We start from the raw sequence: 17,466 nt of genomic DNA on the forward strand, positions 1-17,466 counted from the left end.
GTCCTCACTGTCAGTCGAGGAGCGTCAGGCGGCTGGTCTCCCCCGGTTCCAGCCGTACCGCGCGGTCCGGCAGCCGCACGTCGATCGGGGACTCCTCGGACGACGGCACGATGATCTCCAGCTGCCCGCGCTGCAGCCGCAGGCCCACGCCCCAGTGGCCCTGGTAGCGCATGGCGAACCCGTACGACGACAGCTCCGGCAGCGGCACCGGGTCCAGCCACAGCGCGCCGCTCCTGGTCTCCAGGCCGGTCAGGCCGCGCTGGACGAGGTCGAGGGTGCCGGCCATGGCGCCCAGGTGGATGCCCTCGCCCGTGGTGCCGCCCTGCACGTCGGCGATGTCGCCCTGCAGGGCCTCCTGGCAGAACTTCCACGCCTCCGACCGCCGGCACCGGGCCAGCACCCAGCCGTGCACCAGGCCGCTGAGGGTGGAACCGTGGCTGGTGCGGCGCAGGTAGTAGTCGACCGTGCGGATCCAGGTGTCCTCGTCGAGCCGGATCCCCAGCCGGTGGAACATGCCGCTCAGTTCGGCCGGGGAGAACAGGTAGCCGAGCATCAGCACGTCGGCCTGCTTGGACGCCTGGTAGCGGTTGACGCTGTCGCCCTCGGCCTCCAGGATCCGGTCCAGGCGGCGGATGTCGCCGTAACTCTCGCGGTAGCCCTCCCAGTCGAGTTCGGCCAGGTTGCCGTAGCCCTCGAACTGGCTGATGACGCCGTCGTGGAAGGGCACGTGGAGGGTGCGGGCGATGTCCTCCCACTGCTCCAGTTCGCCGCCGTCCAGCCCGGTGCGCTCGACGAGTTCGCGCCGACGCGGCTCGGGCAGCAGGTCCACCAGCTCCAGGGCGCGGCTGAGCACCCAGGATGCCGTGACATTGGTGTAGGCGTTGTCGTCGAGGCCGGGCCGGGTCGCGTCCGGGTAGGCCTCGTGGTACTCGTCGGGGCCGACGACGCCCCTGATGCGGTGACGCCGCAGCCCCTCGTCGTAGACGGCCGCGTCGGCCCAGAAGCGGGCGATCTGCAGCAGCATCTCGGCGCCCTTGGTGTGCAGGAACTCGGCGTCGCCGCTGGCCTCGCAGTACTGCCAGACGTTGTACGCGATCGCGGAGCCGACGTGGTGCTGGAGCCGCGAGTGGTCGGGCAGCCAGCGTCCCGAGCGGGGATTGAGGTGCAGCTGCTGGGTCTCCTCTCGGCCGTCGCTGCCGCTCTGCCACGGGAACATCGCGCCCCGGCGGCCCGCGTCCCGGGCGGCCGTGCAGGCCTGTTCGAGGCGCCGGTGGCGGTAGCGCAGCAGGGCGCGGGACACCTCGGGGAAGTGCAGGTTCAGGTACGGCAGGACGAACAGCTCGTCCCAGAAGACGTGGCCCCGGTACGCCTCGCCGTGCAGTCCCCGGGCGGGCACGCCGACATCGAGGTCGGCGGTGTGCGGCGAGAGCGTCTGCAGCACGTGGAACAGGTGCAGGCGCAGGATGCGGCCCGACTCGCCGGGCACGTCGAGGTCGGCCCGGCGCCACAGCTGGTCCCAGGCCGTGAGGTGGTCGTCGACCAGGATGTCGAAACCGGGGGCCCGGCCGACCCGGTGGGTCGCCGCGTACAGCGGGTCGCTGATCGCGGGGTCGCGGGAGGTGTGCAGCGCGACGGTCTTGTCGATGACCACCGGGCGCCCCTCCGCCAGGTGCAGGCGGACCTCCTGGACGGCCCGCCGCCCCTCGTGCCGGACGGTGGCGGGTGCGTCCGCGGTCAGCCGTGCGGCGATGCCGATGCGGATGTCGGAGGTGCGGGTGCGGCAGCGCAGCCAGACCGTGTCGGTGGTGGCGCTGCCGGTGTGCACGTGGATCAGGTGGCGGCCGTCGAGGTCGCGGTAGCGGGCCACTCCGCTGTTGGTGACGTTGGCGTCCAGGGCCGCCTCGACCTGGAGTTCGGCGGAGAAGCCCTCGGCCGTGAACTCGGTGCGCAGCGCGCCGACGTGCGGGTCCGCCATGTGCGCCAGCCGCTGCTGACGCACCACCAGCACCCGGCCCCCGCCCAGGCCGTAGCGCGTCCACCGTTCCAGCAGGCCGGACGCCAGGTGCAGCAGCTGCCGGTGGTCGAGGACCGTCGCCGTGTCGGGGGTGAGCCACTGCCCGCCGTCGAGGCGGAAGCGCAGCGGCAGCCAGTTGGGCACGTTGACCATGTCCTCGTTCTCGACCCGGCGTCCGGCCACCTCGGAGGTGAGCCGGTTGTAGCAGCCGGCGATGTAGGTGCCCGGATAGTGCACGTCGTCGGCGGTGCATTCGGGGAGCGCCCCGCGGGTGGCGAAGTAGCCGTTGCCGAGGGCGCACAGGGACTCCCGGAGCCGCTCGTCCACGGGGTCGTAGCCCTCGTACTCCCAGATGCCGTCCGTCACTCGACCGGTCCTCTCCTCGCGTTGCCCGACGGTGCGTACTGCGGTGCCGGCCGGACCCGGCCGCCGGTCAGGCCCGTTGCGGCACCACGGCCACCGGACAGGCCGCGTGGTGCAGCAGCGTGTGCGCCACCGTCCCCAGTTGCAGGCCGTGGCGGCCGTGCCGGCGCTGCGCGCCGATGACCACGAGGTCCGCGGCGGCCGAGCGGTTCACGAGTACCCTGCGGGCCGGTCCTTCCACCGTGTGCCGGCGCAGCCGCGGCCCGAGTCCTTCCGCCGCCGGCTGCCGCAGCAGGTCGTCGAGGAGCGCGGAGGCGCGCTGCTCGTGGTCGCCCGCGGCTTCCCCGGCCGGCGGCCGGCGGTCGGCGGTCCCGGGCGCGGGGCGGCGCCAGGCTCGTACGACGTCCAGGGTGCAGTCGCGTGCCCGGGCCTCGCGGAAGGCGAACCGGGCCGCCTCGCCGGCCCGGGCCGGGTCGTCGGCGCCGAGCAGGATCCGCTCGTGGGTGCCGTGGATGCCGGCCCGGTCGCCGCGGACCACGATCACCGGGCAGTCGGCGCGTGCCGCCACGGTCAGGCCGACCGAGCCGAGCAGCAGGCCGGCCAGTTCCCCCCGGCCCCGTGAGCCGGTCACCACCGCGAAGGCGCCCCGTCCGGCCCGCAGCAGCGCGGCGGCCGGGTCGTCGGCGACCACGTCGGCGCCGATCCGCACCCCCGGATCGGTCCGGCGGGCGCGCTGCACGGCGGAGGCGACCGTGTTCTCCACCGCCACCTGCTCCGACGGGCCCCGCGGGCCGGCGCCGGCGGACGGCGCGGCGGGCTCGTAGCGCTCCCACAGGGAGGCGTACACGAGGCGCAGCGGCAGGGCGTGCCGGGCCGCTTCGCGCACCGCCCAGTCGAGCGCCTCCAGGCTCGACTCCGATCCGTCGACACCTACGACCAGAGCCGCCTCCATGGTGCCCACCGCCTTTCGTCGGGCGTCGCGGAGTCCCGTGCCGCGGGCCTCCACGGTCACTGTCGCATCCGTCCCGGGGCTGCTGCAGCGGGACGTTCGGCCCGGGCGGATGCCCGTTCAGCCCCTGGGGGCCCGCGGGCGCGGGCCGGAGACTGTGGACGAGCCGGGGAGAAGGTGCGCCATGGCCGAGGTCCAGCAAGCCGCCGTGCACGCTCTGCTCACGGACGGGACCATCGTTCGCATCCGGCCGGCGGGTTCCGCCGACCGTGGTGGGGTGCTGCGGCTGTGCGGGCAGGCGCCGGCCGGTGCGCCGCCGTGGTTCCCCGGCCGCCGGGCCCTGGTCGCCGAGCACGCCGGCCGCCTCCTCGGTGTGGCCGCCTGCGGGGAACCGCGGGAGGGCACGGCGGCGGAGCTGTTCCTGGCCGTGGCCGACGACTGGCGGCACCGCGGCGTCGGCACGCTGCTCGTGGAGCACCTCGCGGACGCCGCCCGCGCCGACGGCGTCACCGCCTTCACCGCGGACTCGCTGTGCGACGACCACGGACCGCTCGCCGTGGTGCGGGACCTGGGCCTGCACGTCACCCGGAGGGCCGACGGCCCCCGGCTGCGCTGCACGATCGACCTGGCCGAGACCGAGGACTACCTGCGCGCCGTGGACGCCCGCGGCCGGCTGGCCGACACCGTCAGCCTGCGGCCGCTGCTGCGGCCCCGCAGCGTCGTGGTGATCGGCGCGGGCGGCGGCCCCGGATCGGTGGGGCGGGCGATCCTGCGTGACATCCGGACCCGGTCCTTCGCCGGGCGCCTGTACGCCGTCGACCCGCGGGCCACGCTGCTGTGCGGGGTGCCCGCCCGGCCGGCCGTGGACCGGCTTCCCGAGGTGCCGGACCTCGCCGTGGTCGCCGTGCCCGCTCCGGACGTGCCCGCCGTGGCCCGGGAGTGCGGCGCGGCGGGCGTGCGGGCCCTGCTCGTCGTCTCCTCGCACCTGGACGCCGGCCAGACCGGCGCCCTGCTGGCCGCCTGCCGCCGGCACGGCATCCGGATGGCCGGCCCGCACGCCCTGGGCCTGGCCAACACCGAGGACGACGTCCGTCTCGACGCCACCTTCGCCACCCACGCGCCCGGCCCCGGCCCGGCCGGGGTGGCCGTGCAGTCCGGCGGGGTCGGCATCGCCCTCCTCGACGGGCTGTCCCGGCTCGGCATCGGCGTGTCCACGTTCGTGGCGCTCGGCGACAAGTACGACGTCAGCGGCAACGACATGCTCCAGTGGTGGGAGGACGACGGGCGGACCGGCCTGGCGCTGCTGCATCTGGAGTCCTTCGGCAACCCGCGCGCCTTCTCCCGTACCGCCCGCCGGGTGGCCCGCCGGATGCCGCTGCTGACGGTGGACGCCGGCCGTTCGGAGGCCGGACGGCGCGCCGCCGCCACGCACACCGCCGCGGCGGCCGCCCGCACCGTGACCCGGCAGGCGCTGTTCACCCAGGCCGGTGTCACCGCCGCCCGCTCCCTCGGCGAACTGCTGGACGCCGCAGCCCTCCTGCACGCGCAGCCGCTGCCCCGGGGGCCGCGGGTGGCGATCGTCGGCAACGCGCGCGGCGCGGGCGTCCTGGCCGCCGACGCCTGCGCGGACGCCGGGCTGAGCGTGCCGGAGCTTCCGGACGCCCTGGCCGGCGAGCTCCGCCGGCTGCTGCCCGAGGGCGCCGACGCCCCGAACCCCGTGGACGCGACCGCGTCCGTCGGCGAGAAGCAGCTGCGCGCCTGTGTCGACCTGCTGGCCGGCCACGCCGCGGTCGACGCCGTCCTGGTCGCCCTGGTGCCCACCGCGGTCGCCGCGGCGACCGGCGACGACCTGGTGCGCGCGGTGACCGACGCGGGGGCCCGCCCCCGCCCGGTGGTCGCGGTGCTGCCCGCCCAGCCGGCGCGGGTGGACCTGCTGCCCGCCCGCGGCGGGGGCGGCGTACCGGCGTACTCCGACGCCCAGGACGCGGCCCGCGCCCTGGCCCACGCGGCGCGGCGGGCCGCCTGGCTCGCCCAGCCGGCCAGTCCGGTACCGGCGTTGCCGGACGTGGAGACCCGGCGGGCGAGGACGGTCGTCGACTCGTTCCTGGAGCGGAGCCCGGAGGGCGGGCCGCTGGACCCGCGGACGACCGCCGCGCTGCTCGGCTGCTACGTCGTTCCGCAGATCCCCTGGGCCTGGGCCCGGGACGAGGACGAGGCGATCGCCGCCGCCGAACGGCTGGCGGGCACGGACGGCCGCTTCGTGATGACGGCGTACGGGCCGGGGCCGGCCCACCTCGGTGAGGAGCGGGCCGTCCGGCTCGACCTGCGCAGCACCTCCCGGCTGCGGGCCGCCCACCGGGAGCTGGTGGCCCGCTACGGCGACCGGCTGGCCGGCGTGGTGGTCCGGCCGGCCGCCGGACGCGGCACCGAACTGGCGGCCCGGGTGGTGCAGGACGACGTGTTCGGGCCGCTGGTGCTGCTCGGGCCCGGCGGCACACCGGCCGGACTCCCCGGCGACCAGGAGGGACGGCTCGCCCCGCTCACCGAACGCGATGCGCGCGAACTGATCGCGTCGGCGCGGTGCGCGCCCGCGCTCTTCGGCCGCGGCGACGGCCCGGCGCCCGACGTGGAGGCGCTCGGACAACTCCTGCACAGGCTTTCCAGGATGGCCTGCGACCTGCCGCAACTGGCGGAAGCGGACCTCGATCCGCTGCTGGCCGGAGCGGACGGCGTCCTGGCCGTCGAGGCCCGCGTGCGGCTGGTGCCGCGCCGCGGCAACGATCCCCATCTGCGCAGGTTGTGACACGGAAGAAGGCAGTCATGTTACCTCTCGTCCTGGTCGGTGTGGCGGTGTTCGGCGCCTGCCTGGTGTTCGGCTACAGCTCGTTCGTCGTCGGCTTCGTGCTGATGGTGGTGGGCGTGCTCGGCCTGCTGATGTTCCTGGCGACCCCCGGCATGGTCCGGCGTCCCGGCGAACACGGGACCGTCATCGAGGAGCGCCACTACCTGGGGGACTACGACGAGCACCGCGACCACCGCCACCACCGGCCGTGAGCCGCGTCCCGGGGTTCGCCCCAGAAGCCGGGAAGGGGCCGACCGGCACGCACGGGTGCCGCACGGCCCACGTCCCGCGGGGCTCCGCTCCGGGCAGCCTGGAAGTCCGGGCCACTCTTGGAGGCAGTCATGACCGAAAGCGCCCTCGCCGACGTCGTCGTGGTCGGTGTCGACGGGTCGGAGGCGTCCCTGGCCGCCCTGCGCTGGGCCGGGGAACAGGCCCGCTCCCTGCACCTGGAGGTCGTCGCCGTGCACGCCTGGGAGCCGGCCGCGGAACGGTACGCCCCGTACGCTCCGGCGTCCGCGTGCCCCACCGCGGCCGACCAGCGCGACCGGGCCGCCCAGCTGCTCGCCTCGTGCGTGCGCGAGGTGTTCGGCCCGCGCGTCGGCCCGGCCGTACGGGCCGTCCTGGTACAGGGGCCGCCCGCGCGGGTGCTGCTCCAGCAGGCGCGCGGCGCGCGGCTGCTCGCCCTGGGGCACGAGGCCCACGGTCAGTGGGAACGTCCCGCCGCCGGCGCGGTGGGCCGCGAGTGCCTGCGGTACTCCACGGTCCCGGTGGTGACGGTACCCGCGCCCGTCCGCGCCCGGCCCGGGCACGCGCCCGAGCCGACGGCGGCTCCGGCTCCGGCACCGGCACTACGGCAGGTGGTCGTCGTCTGACGGCAGCGGCGGGGACCGAGTGATCCGCCGACCGCCGACGGGGGGCCGGCGGGTGAGCGCGGGCGGCCCGGTGGCCGGGCCGGCATCGATGATCAGGCGCCCGGCGCTCCCTCCGGTGCGGGCCCGGCCGTCCTGTGCGGTTACACTGGCCGGCAGCGAAGGGGAGTAGTCCCGCAATACCGGCAGGTCGACATACTGGACGTCCACGGACGTCCCGGCCCCCGGGCCCCACACCACACGGTGCGGAGGTGGACGAGACCTTCGGCCAGGCAAGACCCGGCCCGTGCCGCAGTGCGGGCCGTTCCGTCATGCCGGGCCGAGCGGTTCCTCCCGTCGCCTCCTTGGGTGCCGATGAGAACCCGTGGCCCGGCCCCAGCAGAAAGCACCAGCAATGACCTTCGACCCCGTCGCGCTCGTCACCGCCTTCGGGCTGATCTTCCTCGCGGAGCTTCCCGACAAGACGATGTTCGCGTCGCTGGCCATGGGCACCCGGATGCGGCCGCTGTACGTGTGGTTCGGCACCTCCACCGCGTTCCTCGTGCACGTCACCATCGCCGTGGGCGCCGGCAGCCTGCTGAGCCTGCTGCCGACCCTGGCCGTCAAGCTCGTCTCCGCCGCCCTGTTCGCCTTCGGCGCGGTGGTCCTGCTGCGCGGTTCCGGCGACGACGAGGACGAGACGGCGGGGAGGACCGTCACCGGTTTCTGGCCCGTCTACACCACCGCCTTCATGGCCGTCTTCATCAGCGAATGGGGTGACCTGACCCAGATCACCACGGCCAACCTCGCCGCCACGAACGGCTGGCTGCCCACCGCGATCGGATCCGCCGCCGCCCTGATGTCGGTGTCCGCCCTGGCCCTGCTGGCCGGCCGGTTCATCGCCAAGAGGGTGCCGCTGAAGACCGTGCAGCGCATCGGCGGCCTGTGCATGGCGGGCCTGGCCACGTGGACCCTCATCGAGGCGTTCACCGGCTGAGGCGTTCCGGGCTCGCCGTCGGCGTCGAGGCGGTGGGACCCGCGCCTCGACCGGGTCTCCGGCCCGGCCCGAGGCCACGATGCCCAGAGGCCGCGATGCCCCGAGGCCGCGATGCCCCGAGGCCGCAACGCCCCGAGGCCGCGATCCCGCGCGCCGACGGCGGTGGCCGCCCGGCTCCGCCGGTGCGGATCCACGGCGGCTCGCCGGGCGGCGCGCGACGCGACGCCCGGCGCCGTGCCCCGCCCACCCCGCACGCCCCCGCCCCCGCCGCTCAGCAACCGACGGCGGTACGGTGATCCGCGCCCGTAGGCCGGCGCCCGGCCCGCGCGGCCGGTCCGCGCCGGTGCCGCCCGGCCGGTCCGGAGCCGTGCCGCCCGGCCGACCGCACCGCGAGCGCGTCGAACAGTGCGGCGAGCGCACAGGTCACGGCCATCGCCGCGACCAGCAGGACGGCGAACCGCTCCCAGAACTCAGGTGTGAGCGTCGTACCCACTGTGTCCCCCTCCTCTGTCCCGGAGGTCGGCCCGGGGCCGTGCCGCCACGGCCCCGGTATCCCTCGCTACCAGCCAACTCCCTTGCCGCGCACGGCGCATGAGTCGACCGGCCCGGACGGCGGGCCGGCGCGGCCCTTGCCGCGCGGCGGCTCACCGGACCAGGACCCGCTCCCCGGAGCGGGGCACGACGGCGGTCCAGCCCAGGGTGCGGGCGATCCGGTCGCGCAGCGCCTCGGCGGCCGCGGGCTCGCCGTGCACGAGGTAGGTGGCCTGCGGGGCGGGGGCGTCGCGCAGCCAGTCGACGATCTGGGTGGCGTCGGCGTGGGCGGAGAAATGCGGCACGTCGGCGACCTGGGCGCGCACCGGGACGTACTCGCCGAACATCTTCAGCACCTTCGCCCCGTCGACCAGGTCGCGGGCGCGCGTGCCCTGCGCCGCGAAGCCGACGACGACGACGGCGTTGCGCGCATCGGGCAGCAGGCGCCGCAGGTGGTGCAGCACCCGGCCGCCGGTGGCCATGCCGGACGCGGAGACGATGACGGACGGTCCGGAGACGTGGCCGAGATCGATGGACTCCTGCAGCGAGCGCACCGTCCGGAACGGTTCCGGGGCGGAGCGCCGCCGTGCCTGTCTCGGTGATGTCCGCGCGCAGTTCCGCGGCCCCGGCGGCGAGGGCGTCCCGGTAGACGTCGAGGGCGGCGAGGGCCATCGGGCTGTCGACGTACACCGGCACGGCGGCCGGCAGCCGGCCCGTGCGGCGCAGTTCCGCGAGCTCGTGCAGGACGACCTCGGTGCGGTCCAGGGCGAACGCCGGGATCACCACGGTGCCGCCGCGGGCCAGGGTGGCGGTGATCACCTCGGCGAACCGGGTCCGGCCCTCCTCCTCCTGGTGGTGCCGGTTGCCGTAGGTCGACTCCACGAGCAGGACGTCCGCGCCGGAGAACGGCTCGGCGGGACGCAGCAGCGGGTGGCCGGGGCGGCCCAGATCGCCGGTGACGGCGAGGGTGTGGCCGTCCTCCAGGGTGAGGCGGGCCCAGGCCGAGCCCAGGATATGGCCGGCGGAGTGCAGGGTGAGCCGGGTGCCGGCGGCGATGTCGACGGACGTGCGCAGCGGCACCGCGTCCACGAGCTTCATGGTGCGGTCCACGTCGGAGTCGTCGTACAGCGGCTCCGCGGGACGGTGCTTGGACCAGCCGTGCTCGTTGGCGTGCTGGGCGGCCTCCATCTGGAGCTTGGCGCTGTCGCGCAGCACGATCTCCATCAGCCGGGCGGTGAACTGGGTCGTCACGATGCGGCCCCGGAAGCCGTGGCGCACCAGGCGGGGCAGGTATCCGCAGTGGTCGAGGTGGGCGTGGGTGACGACGACGGCGTCGATGTCCTCGGCGTCGCAGGGCAGCGCGCGCCAGTTGCGCCGGCGCAGGTCGGCGAGGCCCTGGAAGAGGCCGCAGTCGACGAGGACGCGGGCGTGGTCGCTCTCGACCAGGAACTTGCTGCCGGTGACCGTGCCGACACCGCCCAGGAAGCTGAGCAGTGCGGGCCGGCCCGGGGTGGCCTGCGGGTCTTCGGTCGTCGGTGCCGCGGTGGTCATGATGTCGCTCTCCTCGGGTGATCGGGGCCGATCGGCCCTGGCGGGCAGGTGACCGCCGTGGTGTGCTGAAGACGACGGGAAGGACCCGGCGAAAGACGCGGAGCAACGGCTCTCGGGCCGCGCACCGCGCAATCAGGATCCGCGAGAAGCGGATGGGTCCTTCCCGCCTTGCTGTGCGCGGCCGCGGGCCGCTGCCGCGGGGTTGACCGCGCTGCCGTCTCCGGTCCGGTTCGCGGGCGCGGCGGCCGGTGCCGCGAGGGGCCCGGCCGGAACCCGGCCGGCGAGACGCCGGCGGCCTCGACGACGGCCCCGACGGCGTGGGCGACCGGCCGTCTGTACGACGGCGCGGCGTCCGCACGGACGTGGCTGCCGCCCCTGACACGGCGGCGCCCCCGGAGGCGACGGCTCCCCCGGGACGCGACGTCCGCCCCGGGCCCGGCGACCGCTGCGGGACGCTGCGGCCGCACGGCGTACGGCCGCCGCCCCCACCGGGGCTCGGCGGCGGCCGGGGCGGGCCGGTGGATCCGGCCGGGTGCCGCGGGTCCGCCACCTCGACGGCCCGCGCGGGTTCCGTCGCCCCGCGGCACGTCCGCGAGGTCCGCGACCGCTCCGGGGACCGCCGCCCGGCCGGGTGCGCCGTCGCGCACGGCGAACGGCGTGCCCGGGGGCAGCGGCCGCGCGGCGGTCCGTTCCCGCTGCCGGGCGACGGCCGCCGCGTCGGCGCGGACGGCGGTGGCCGCGACACGGGTGGGGACCACCATGGTCTGTCCTCTCTTTCCGCTGATGTGCCCTCAGACTGCGGGGCCCGCGACGCCCTGACATGGGCCGAAGGGGCCCGCGTCGGGGACCGGGTGTCCTCCGGGCCCGCCGGGTCGCCCCGACGGGCCCGCCCCGCGGGCGCCGTGCGAGCCGATGGTCCCTCCGGGCCGGACCCATGGGCCCCTGCCGGAACGTCCGGGGTGGGGGTCGAATGGGGGGAGGCGGGTGCCGCCGACGCGGTACGCGCATGAGGAGGTGCCCATGCGGTACCAGGACCGCACGGAGGCCGGTCTGCGGCTGGCCCATCGTCTGGCGCACCTGCGGGGTCAGGACGTCGTCGTGCTGGGGCTGCCGCGGGGTGGGGTACCGGTGGCCTACGAGGTGGCCAGGGAGCTCGGCGCGGCCCTGGACGTGCTGGTGGTGCGCAGACTCGGTGTGCCCCGGCAGCCGGAGCTCGGCTTCGGCGCGGTCGGCGAGTGCGGGGTGCGTGTCCTGGACGGCGACGTGGTGCGCCGCACCGGGCTGGGCCCGCACGAGCGGGCCGCCGTGGAGCGGTCCGAACGGGCCGAACTGGACCGGCGGACGCTGCGTTACCGCGCCGGCCGCGCGCCGGTGCCGGTGACGGGGCGGGCGGTGGTGATCGTCGACGACGGGCTGGCCGGCGGCGCCACCGCGGAGGCCGCCTGCCGGGTGGCCCGCGCGCTGCACGCCGCCCGGGTCGTCCTCGCCGTGCCGGTCGCTCCCGAGTCCACCGTCACCCGGCTGCGGGGTGCGGCCGACCAGGTGATCGCCCTGCAGCGGCCGCCCCGGGTCGGCTCGGTGGGCGCCTGGTACCGCGACTTCGCCCAGGTCGGCGACGCACGGGTGACCGCCCTGCTCGAGCGGGCCGCCCGCGCCGCGCCGGCGGCCGCGCCCCGGCCCGCCCCCGGTACGCCGGGGGACGTGGAGGTGCGGGTGCCCGCCGGGCACGTGCGGCTGGCCGCACAGCTCGTCGTCCCCGAAGCGGCTCCGGCGGTCGTGGCGTTCGCGCACGGCAGCGGCAGCAGCCGGCACAGCTCCCGCAACCGCTACGTCGCCGGCGTGCTGAACCGGGCCGGCCTCGGGACGCTGCTGCTCGACCTGCTCACCGCGGACGAGGAGCAGAACCGGCACAACGTCTTCGACATCCGCCTGCTCGCCCAGCGCCTGCACGCCGCCACGCTGTGGCTGCGGCACGAGAAGGGCCTGCCGGTGGCCTACTTCGGGGCCGGCACGGGCGCCGCGGCCGCGCTGGAGGCCGCCGCCGTGCCGGGTGCCGACGTGGTGTCGATCGTCTCGCGCGGCGGCCGTCCCGACCTGGCCACGCCTGCCGCCCTGGCGCACGTGCGGGCGCCGACGCTGTTCGTCGTCGGGTCCGCCGACCCCCGGGTCCTCAGCCTCACCCGGCTCGCCGCCGACTGGATGCACTGCGAGCACCGGATCGCCGTCGTCCCCGGCGCAACCCACCTCTTCCCCGAACCCGGCACCCTGCCCACGGTCGCCGAAGCAGCCCGCGACTGGTTCACCACCCACCCGCCCCTGCCCCACGCCGGCACGCCACTGCCAGGAGCGCAGTAGCGGCTACGGCCCCTGAGCCTGGTCGCCGGGCCGGAAGGCCGCAGGTCGCCAGGCCGGAAGGCCGGAAGGCCGCCAGGCCGGAAGGCCGGAAGGCCGGAAGGCCGCCAGGCCGGAAGGCCGGAAGGCCGGAAGGCCGATGGCGGTCAAGCGGCTGGGGGTGGGTCTTCGGGGGGTGCTGCCCAGCGTCTGCGTACCGCGTCCTCGTGTTCGGTCTGTTCGAGTGCCGCGTCCGCGCGGGCGAGGGCCGCTTCCAGGCGGGGGACCCAGTGGCGGCGCAGCGCCCGCACCCGGCGGCCGGTGCTGAGCACCTCGGCGCCGACGGCCCGGGCCGCCGCTCGGGCCGCGGCGTACTCTGCGGCCGCGCGCACGGCGTCCGCGTAGGCCGACTCGGCGTGCACCAGCGCGGTGTTCGGGGGCGCCGGGTCGCCCGGCCGCCGTCCGGGGACCGTGCAGGAGGCGCCCCCGGGATGCCGTACGCCCATCGTGGACGTCCAGGAGACCTCCAGCTCGGCCGGGCGGGGGCGGGCGACGGCGTCCAGCGCTTCCTCCCCGCCGAGGAGCAGTCCCCGGTGCAGCCACGACTCCGCCTCGCCCAGCCGCCGGTGCCAGTGCTCCCGCGCGACGCGCTCGGCCTCCGACAGCTCCTGGTGGCGGGCGCGCAGGATGCGCAGTTTCTGGTCGAGCAGGTCCGCGCCGCGCCGCGCCGCGTCCAGGCTGCGGCGCAGCTTCATCCGTCCGGCACGGCCGGGCTCCACGCGCAGCTGGGCCATGGCGTCACCTGCCTTCCCGCGCGGACTCGTGCGCGTCGAGGAACTCGGCCGGGAGCATGGCGAGTTGGCTGCGCGGCAGGGTGAGCAGCACCCGCCAGGCACGTTCCAGCGTCTGCTCCAGGGTGCGCAGTTCGGCGCTGCCCTGGTCCACCAGGCCGTGCGCGAACGCCTCGTCGAAGGTGAGGTAGCCGCGGTCCGCGGGGCCGAGCGCCGCCTGCCCGACGAGGTCGGCGAGTTCCTTGACCTGGCGCGCCCGGGCCAGCGCGGACAGCAGCTGCGCGGCGACGTCGAGGTGGTCGTCGCGGGTACGGCCCGGCCCGGCGCCCTTGCGCATCAGCCGCGACAGCGACGACAGCGCGTCCACGGGCGGGTAGACGCCACGGGCGTGCAGGTCTCGGGAGAGCACGACCTGACCCTCCGTGATGTAGCCGGTGAGGTCGGGGACGGGGTGGGTGATGTCGCCCGCGGGCATGGTCAGCACCGGCAGCACGGTGACCGAACCCGGCAGCCCGCGGATGCGTCCGCAGCGCTCGTACAGGGACGCCAGGTCGCTGTACAGGTAACCGGGGTAGGCCCGGCGCGCCGGGATCTCCCCACGGGCGGCGGATACTTCGCGCAGCGCCTCGGCGTAGCTCGTCATGTCGGTCATCACGACCAGGACGTGGCGGCCGGCGGTGAAGGCGAGGTGCTCGGCGACGGTGAGGGCGATGCGCGGGGTGAGGATGCGCTCGATCACCGGGTCGTCGGCGGTGTTGAGCAGCAGCACCAGTTCGCCCGCCGCCGAGCGCTCCTCCAGCGCGTCGCGCACGAACGCGGCGTCGGCGTGGGTGACGCCCATCGCCGCGAACACCACGCAGAACGGCTGTCCGCCGGCCGTGGACTGGGCGGCGATCTGGGCGGCGAGTTCCAGGTGCGGCAGGCCGGCCGCGGAGAACACCGGCAGCTTCTGCCCGCGCACGAGGGTGGTGAGGGCGTCGATGGCGCTGACGCCGGTCAGCACGGGCTCGGCGGGCGGCTCGCGGCGCACCGGGTTGACGGGGTTGCCGCCGACGGCCGAGGTGGCCGCGCCGAGCACGGGCGGGCCGCCGTCGAGGGGTTCGCCGCGGCCGTTGCAGACCCGTCCCAGCCAGCCGGTGCCGACGGGGACGCGCAGGGGCGTGCCGGTGAAGGCGGCGCGGACGCGCGCCGGGTCCATGCCGCCGGTGTCCTGAAGGACCTGGACCACGGCCGTGCCGCGGTCCACCTCCAGCACGAGCCCGTGCCGCCGCTCGCCCGAGTCGAGGGTGAACAGCACGAACTCGTCCCAGCCGACCCCCTCGACCTGGTCGACGACGGCGAGGGGACCGCGCAGCTCGCGCACCGAGGTGTACTCGACGCGGGCCCAGTCCTGTGTCCCGTCCACGGCACCTCCGCTCACGACGCCTCCGCTCACGGCATCTCCGTTCACGACACCTCCGCTCACGGCATCTCCGCTCACGACACCTCCGCCAGCCGGGCGAGCATGGCCCTGCCGAGCTCGCCCGCCTTCGCCGCGTCCTGCGGGCCGGCCTCCTCGCGGGCGCGCAGCACGGGCGAGAAGTCGACCTCCTCGATACGGGCCGGCGGCACCCCCGCGTCGGCCAGCTCGCGGCAACGCGCGATCACCGCCAGTACGGCCTCGGCGAGCGCGGCCGTCTTCTCCGGGCCGCTGTACGCGTCCCGCGCGGACAGGGCGCTCTGCTGGAGCACCCCCTCCCGGACGAGCCGTCCGGCCAGGACGCTGACGCGTTCCTGGGCGGGCAGGGCCGTGATGCCGACCAGGTCGACGAGATCGGCGAGCCGGTCGGCCTCGGCGAGCACCTCGGCGACGCGGGCCCGGCGCGCGGGCCAGTCCGGGTCGTCGGTGCCGGCGTGGTGGGCGCCGACGGTGGCGGCGTCGCGGGAGAAGGACTCGGCCCAGGAGACGGCCGGGTAGTGCCGTGCGTAGGCGAGGTCGCGGTCGAGGGTCCACAGGCAGCGCACGAAGCGCTGGGTGTGGGCGGTGACCGGCTCCGCCATGTCGCCGCCGGGCGGGGACACCGCGCCGATCACGGTGACCGAGCCGGGGCGGCCGCCGAGGGTGGTGACGGCCCCGGCGCGCTCGTAGAACGCCGCGATGGCCGAGGCGAGGCCCGCCGGGTAGCCCTCCTCTGCGGGCAGGGCGCCGGTGCGGGAGGCGAACTCGCGCAGCGCCTCCGCCCACCGTGAGGTGGAGTCGGCGATGACGACCACGTCCAGGCCCATGTCGCGGAAGTACTCGGCGACCGTGACGCCGGTGTGGACGCTGGCCTCCCGCGCCATCATCGGCATGTTGGAGGTGTTGGCCACGATGACCGTCCGGTCGGCGAGCCGGCCTCCGGTACGCGGGTCGGTGAGCGCGCCGAACTCCTCGATGACGTCGGCCATCTCGTTGCCGCGCTCGCCGCAGCCGACGTAGACGATCACGTCGGCGTCGCACCACTTGGCGATCTGCTGCAGCAGCACCGTCTTGCCGGTGCCGAAGCCGCCCGGGACGGCGACGGTGCTGCCGAGCGCGACCGGGAAGAGCAGGTCGATGACCCGCTGGCCGGTGTGCAGGGCGCGGCCGGCGTCCCGGCGTGCGCGGACCGGGCGGGGCGTGCGGACGGGCCAGTGGGTGGTCATCCGGACGTCGGTGCCCGCGACGGTGGCGACGACCGCGTCCTCGGGGTGGCGGCCCGCCTCGGCGGGCCGTGCCACCGGTCCCGCGCAGCCGGGCGGCACGAGCACCCGCACCGGCACCGGTCCCGCGTCGCGGATCTCACCGAGGATGTCGCCGGGGGCGACCGCGTCGCCCTCCGCGGCCAGGGGAACGTACTCCCACCGCCGCGCCGGCCCGCCGGAGCGGCGATGGGCGGCGCCCGGCTCCAGCCAGGGGCCCGCGTCCGCCAGCGGGCGCAGCAGTCCGTCGAAGACGCCGCCGAGCAGGCCGGGGCCGAGGGCCGCCGACAGCGGCCTGCCCAGCGGGCGGACCGGCATCCCGGGCGCGAGGCCGCCGGTGTACTCGTACGCCTGGACGGTGACGACGGTGTCGCGGATGGCGACGACCTCCCCGGGCAGCCGGGCCTCGCCCAGCTCGACCAGGTCGTGCATGGCGGTGCCGGCCACGCCCTCGGCCTCGACCAGGGGACCGTTGACCCGCAGCACGCGGCCGGTGCCGTACGCGGTGCGGGTCGGGGTGCCGGTCAGGGGGCCCACAGCCGCTCCGCCTCCACGCCCGTCCGCTCCAGTGCCCGGTGGGCCAGCGCGGCCAGGCTGCAGTCGATGCGGCGCCCCGGGGCCTCGCCGGTCACGCCGCCTCCGGGGGCCTCCGTCACGACGGCGTCCGGCCCCAGGGCCTGCCGTACGTAGGCGGTCAGCCGTTCCCGCAGCCGCGGGTAGGCGTCGGTGCCGCGCAGTTCCCCGACGCCCCGGACGACCTGCCGGCCCAGTTCCTCCCAGCACTCGCGGCGGGCGGCGAGCTCCCGTGCCCGGGCGGTCCTGCGGGCGCGGACGCGGGCGGCGGCGCGGACGCTCTCGGCGTCGGCCGCGCCCTGCCGCCGGGCCTCGGCCAGGATCTCCGCGGCCCGGGCCTCGGCGTCGCGGAGCGCGGCGGCGGCGTCCGCGTCGGCCGCCGCCAGCAGGGCCTCGGCCTCGGCGCGGGCGTCCCGCAGCAGGCGGTCGCGCACCGGTGCGAGGGCCGCGTCGGCCCGGGCGGGAAGCGTGGGCTTCGTCGGCTTCGTGGGCCTCGTGGCGGCGCTCATGACGGCATCACCGCGGTGAGCGGTCCGGTGTCGTCGAACGGTTCCGGGCCGAGCGCGGCGGCCGCGGCGGGCGTCATGATCAGCATCCCCACGTCCGCCGGGATCCTTTCCCGGGCGGCGCGCACCGCCGGCGGGTCCTCCGCGGCGTACACGTCGACGCCGGCCGCCGTCAGCCCCGCGACCCGCACCCGCTCCCCGATCGCCGCGATCCGCGACCGCCCGCCCCGCCGGCCGCCCGACGGCCCCGGCATCCCGGCGACGGACACCTCCGGCTCCGCTTCACCGCCCCGGTCGGCGTCGGCGTACCGGTCCCCGGCGACGGCGTACCGGTCCGCGGCGTCGGCGACGCCTGGCGCGTCCGGCTCCTCGCCGCCTCCGCGCGAGGTCGCGCCGTCACCGGGCCGGGGCGTGGCCGGGGCTCGCCACGGCAGGTCGCCCCCGGTCAGGGCGTCGTTGTCGGCGGGCAT

14 protein-coding genes and 1 pseudogene are annotated in these 17,466 nt (G+C 76.5%); 5 read left to right on the forward strand and 10 right to left on the reverse strand.

Features of this window, described 5'->3' with window-relative positions; translation table 11 throughout:
- Positions 1 to 10: 10 nt before the first annotated feature.
- On the reverse strand, positions 11 to 2,380 hold the full coding sequence (locus VKA29_RS22460; protein ID WP_324787736.1) for a glycoside hydrolase family 65 protein: 2,370 nt from the start codon (positions 2,378 to 2,380) through the stop codon (positions 11 to 13).
- Positions 2,381 to 2,447: 67 nt separating this feature from the next.
- Positions 2,448 to 3,329, reverse strand: coding sequence for a universal stress protein (locus VKA29_RS22465; RefSeq protein ID WP_324787917.1), 882 nt, complete (start codon positions 3,327 to 3,329; stop codon positions 2,448 to 2,450).
- 181 nt (positions 3,330 to 3,510) lie between these two features.
- On the opposite strand from VKA29_RS22465, the gene VKA29_RS22470 reads away from it, so the two are divergent.
- From VKA29_RS22470 to VKA29_RS22485, 4 genes are all read left to right on the forward strand, one after another.
- Positions 3,511 to 6,129: a GNAT family N-acetyltransferase gene (locus VKA29_RS22470; protein WP_324787737.1), complete on the forward strand. Its 2,619-nt coding sequence runs from the start codon at positions 3,511 to 3,513 to the stop codon at positions 6,127 to 6,129.
- A 17-nt stretch (positions 6,130 to 6,146) separates the two neighbouring features.
- Positions 6,147 to 6,380 (forward strand): hypothetical protein, encoded by a 234-nt coding sequence (locus tag VKA29_RS22475; RefSeq protein ID WP_324787738.1) that lies wholly within the window; start codon positions 6,147 to 6,149, stop codon positions 6,378 to 6,380.
- 129 nt (positions 6,381 to 6,509) lie between these two features.
- Entirely contained in the window at positions 6,510 to 7,040 is a 531-nt protein-coding gene (locus tag VKA29_RS22480) for a universal stress protein (RefSeq protein WP_324787739.1), read from the forward strand.
- 391 nt (positions 7,041 to 7,431) lie between these two features.
- Positions 7,432 to 8,013: a TMEM165/GDT1 family protein gene (locus VKA29_RS22485; protein WP_324787740.1), complete on the forward strand. Its 582-nt coding sequence runs from the start codon at positions 7,432 to 7,434 to the stop codon at positions 8,011 to 8,013.
- A 271-nt stretch (positions 8,014 to 8,284) separates the two neighbouring features.
- Here VKA29_RS22485 and VKA29_RS22490 read toward each other — a convergent pair whose 3' ends face one another.
- From VKA29_RS22490 to VKA29_RS22500, 3 genes and pseudogenes are all read right to left on the reverse strand, one after another.
- Positions 8,285 to 8,506, reverse strand: a complete 222-nt coding sequence (locus VKA29_RS22490; RefSeq protein ID WP_324787741.1) for a hypothetical protein — start codon at positions 8,504 to 8,506, stop codon at positions 8,285 to 8,287.
- Between the two features lie 151 nt (positions 8,507 to 8,657).
- Complete coding sequence (locus tag VKA29_RS22495; RefSeq protein WP_324787742.1) at positions 8,658 to 9,098, reverse strand: MBL fold metallo-hydrolase; 441 nt, start codon at positions 9,096 to 9,098, stop codon at positions 8,658 to 8,660.
- A 331-nt stretch (positions 9,099 to 9,429) separates the two neighbouring features.
- Positions 9,430 to 10,095: pseudogene (locus VKA29_RS22500) on the reverse strand (MBL fold metallo-hydrolase); the annotation flags it as partial.
- 1,020 nt (positions 10,096 to 11,115) lie between these two features.
- Between VKA29_RS22500 and VKA29_RS22505 the strand changes: the two are divergent.
- A complete protein-coding gene (locus tag VKA29_RS22505; protein ID WP_324787743.1) occupies positions 11,116 to 12,450 on the forward strand; it encodes a phosphoribosyltransferase family protein in 1,335 nt (444 codons plus the stop codon).
- A 143-nt stretch (positions 12,451 to 12,593) separates the two neighbouring features.
- On the opposite strand, the gene VKA29_RS22510 is transcribed toward VKA29_RS22505, so the two are convergent.
- The 5 genes from VKA29_RS22510 to VKA29_RS22530 all read right to left on the reverse strand — a co-directional run bounded on the left by VKA29_RS22510 (position 12,594) and on the right by VKA29_RS22530 (position 17,466).
- Positions 12,594 to 13,220 carry a V-type ATP synthase subunit D gene (locus VKA29_RS22510; RefSeq protein ID WP_324787744.1) on the reverse strand — a complete coding sequence of 209 codons (627 nt, stop codon included), beginning with the start codon at positions 13,218 to 13,220 and terminating at the stop codon, positions 12,594 to 12,596.
- 4 nt (positions 13,221 to 13,224) lie between these two features.
- Positions 13,225 to 14,622: a V-type ATP synthase subunit B gene (locus VKA29_RS22515; RefSeq protein ID WP_324787745.1), complete on the reverse strand. Its 1,398-nt coding sequence runs from the start codon at positions 14,620 to 14,622 to the stop codon at positions 13,225 to 13,227.
- 71 nt (positions 14,623 to 14,693) lie between these two features.
- Positions 14,694 to 16,454 (reverse strand): V-type ATP synthase subunit A, encoded by a 1,761-nt coding sequence (locus VKA29_RS22520; protein ID WP_324787746.1) that lies wholly within the window; start codon positions 16,452 to 16,454, stop codon positions 14,694 to 14,696.
- Positions 16,442 to 16,999 carry a hypothetical protein gene (locus VKA29_RS22525; RefSeq protein ID WP_324787747.1) on the reverse strand — a complete coding sequence of 186 codons (558 nt, stop codon included), beginning with the start codon at positions 16,997 to 16,999 and terminating at the stop codon, positions 16,442 to 16,444. Before VKA29_RS22525 ends, VKA29_RS22520 begins: the two co-directional genes overlap by 13 nt.
- A complete protein-coding gene (locus VKA29_RS22530; protein ID WP_324787748.1) occupies positions 16,996 to 17,466 on the reverse strand; it encodes a hypothetical protein in 471 nt (156 codons plus the stop codon). Before VKA29_RS22530 ends, VKA29_RS22525 begins: the two co-directional genes overlap by 4 nt.

The organism is Streptomyces sp. H51, from assembly GCF_035656535.1.
Lineage (GTDB): Bacteria > Actinomycetota > Actinomycetes > Streptomycetales > Streptomycetaceae > Streptomyces.

Excerpts from the sequence above, each read along its gene's own strand:
- VKA29_RS22530 (WP_324787748.1), bottom strand. The coding sequence starts at position 17,466 with ATGCCCGCCGACAACGACGCCCTGACCGGGGGCGACCTGCCGTGGCGA.
- VKA29_RS22465 (WP_324787917.1), bottom strand. The coding sequence starts at position 3,329 with ATGGAGGCGGCTCTGGTCGTAGGTGTCGACGGATCGGAGTCGAGCCTG.
- VKA29_RS22510 (WP_324787744.1), bottom strand. The coding sequence starts at position 13,220 with ATGGCCCAGCTGCGCGTGGAGCCCGGCCGTGCCGGACGGATGAAGCTG.
- VKA29_RS22480 (WP_324787739.1), top strand. The coding sequence starts at position 6,510 with ATGACCGAAAGCGCCCTCGCCGACGTCGTCGTGGTCGGTGTCGACGGG.
- VKA29_RS22505 (WP_324787743.1), top strand. The coding sequence starts at position 11,116 with ATGCGGTACCAGGACCGCACGGAGGCCGGTCTGCGGCTGGCCCATCGT.
- VKA29_RS22470 (WP_324787737.1), top strand. The coding sequence starts at position 3,511 with ATGGCCGAGGTCCAGCAAGCCGCCGTGCACGCTCTGCTCACGGACGGG.
- VKA29_RS22525 (WP_324787747.1), bottom strand. The coding sequence starts at position 16,999 with ATGAGCGCCGCCACGAGGCCCACGAAGCCGACGAAGCCCACGCTTCCC.
- VKA29_RS22485 (WP_324787740.1), top strand. The coding sequence starts at position 7,432 with ATGACCTTCGACCCCGTCGCGCTCGTCACCGCCTTCGGGCTGATCTTC.
- VKA29_RS22475 (WP_324787738.1), top strand. The coding sequence starts at position 6,147 with ATGTTACCTCTCGTCCTGGTCGGTGTGGCGGTGTTCGGCGCCTGCCTG.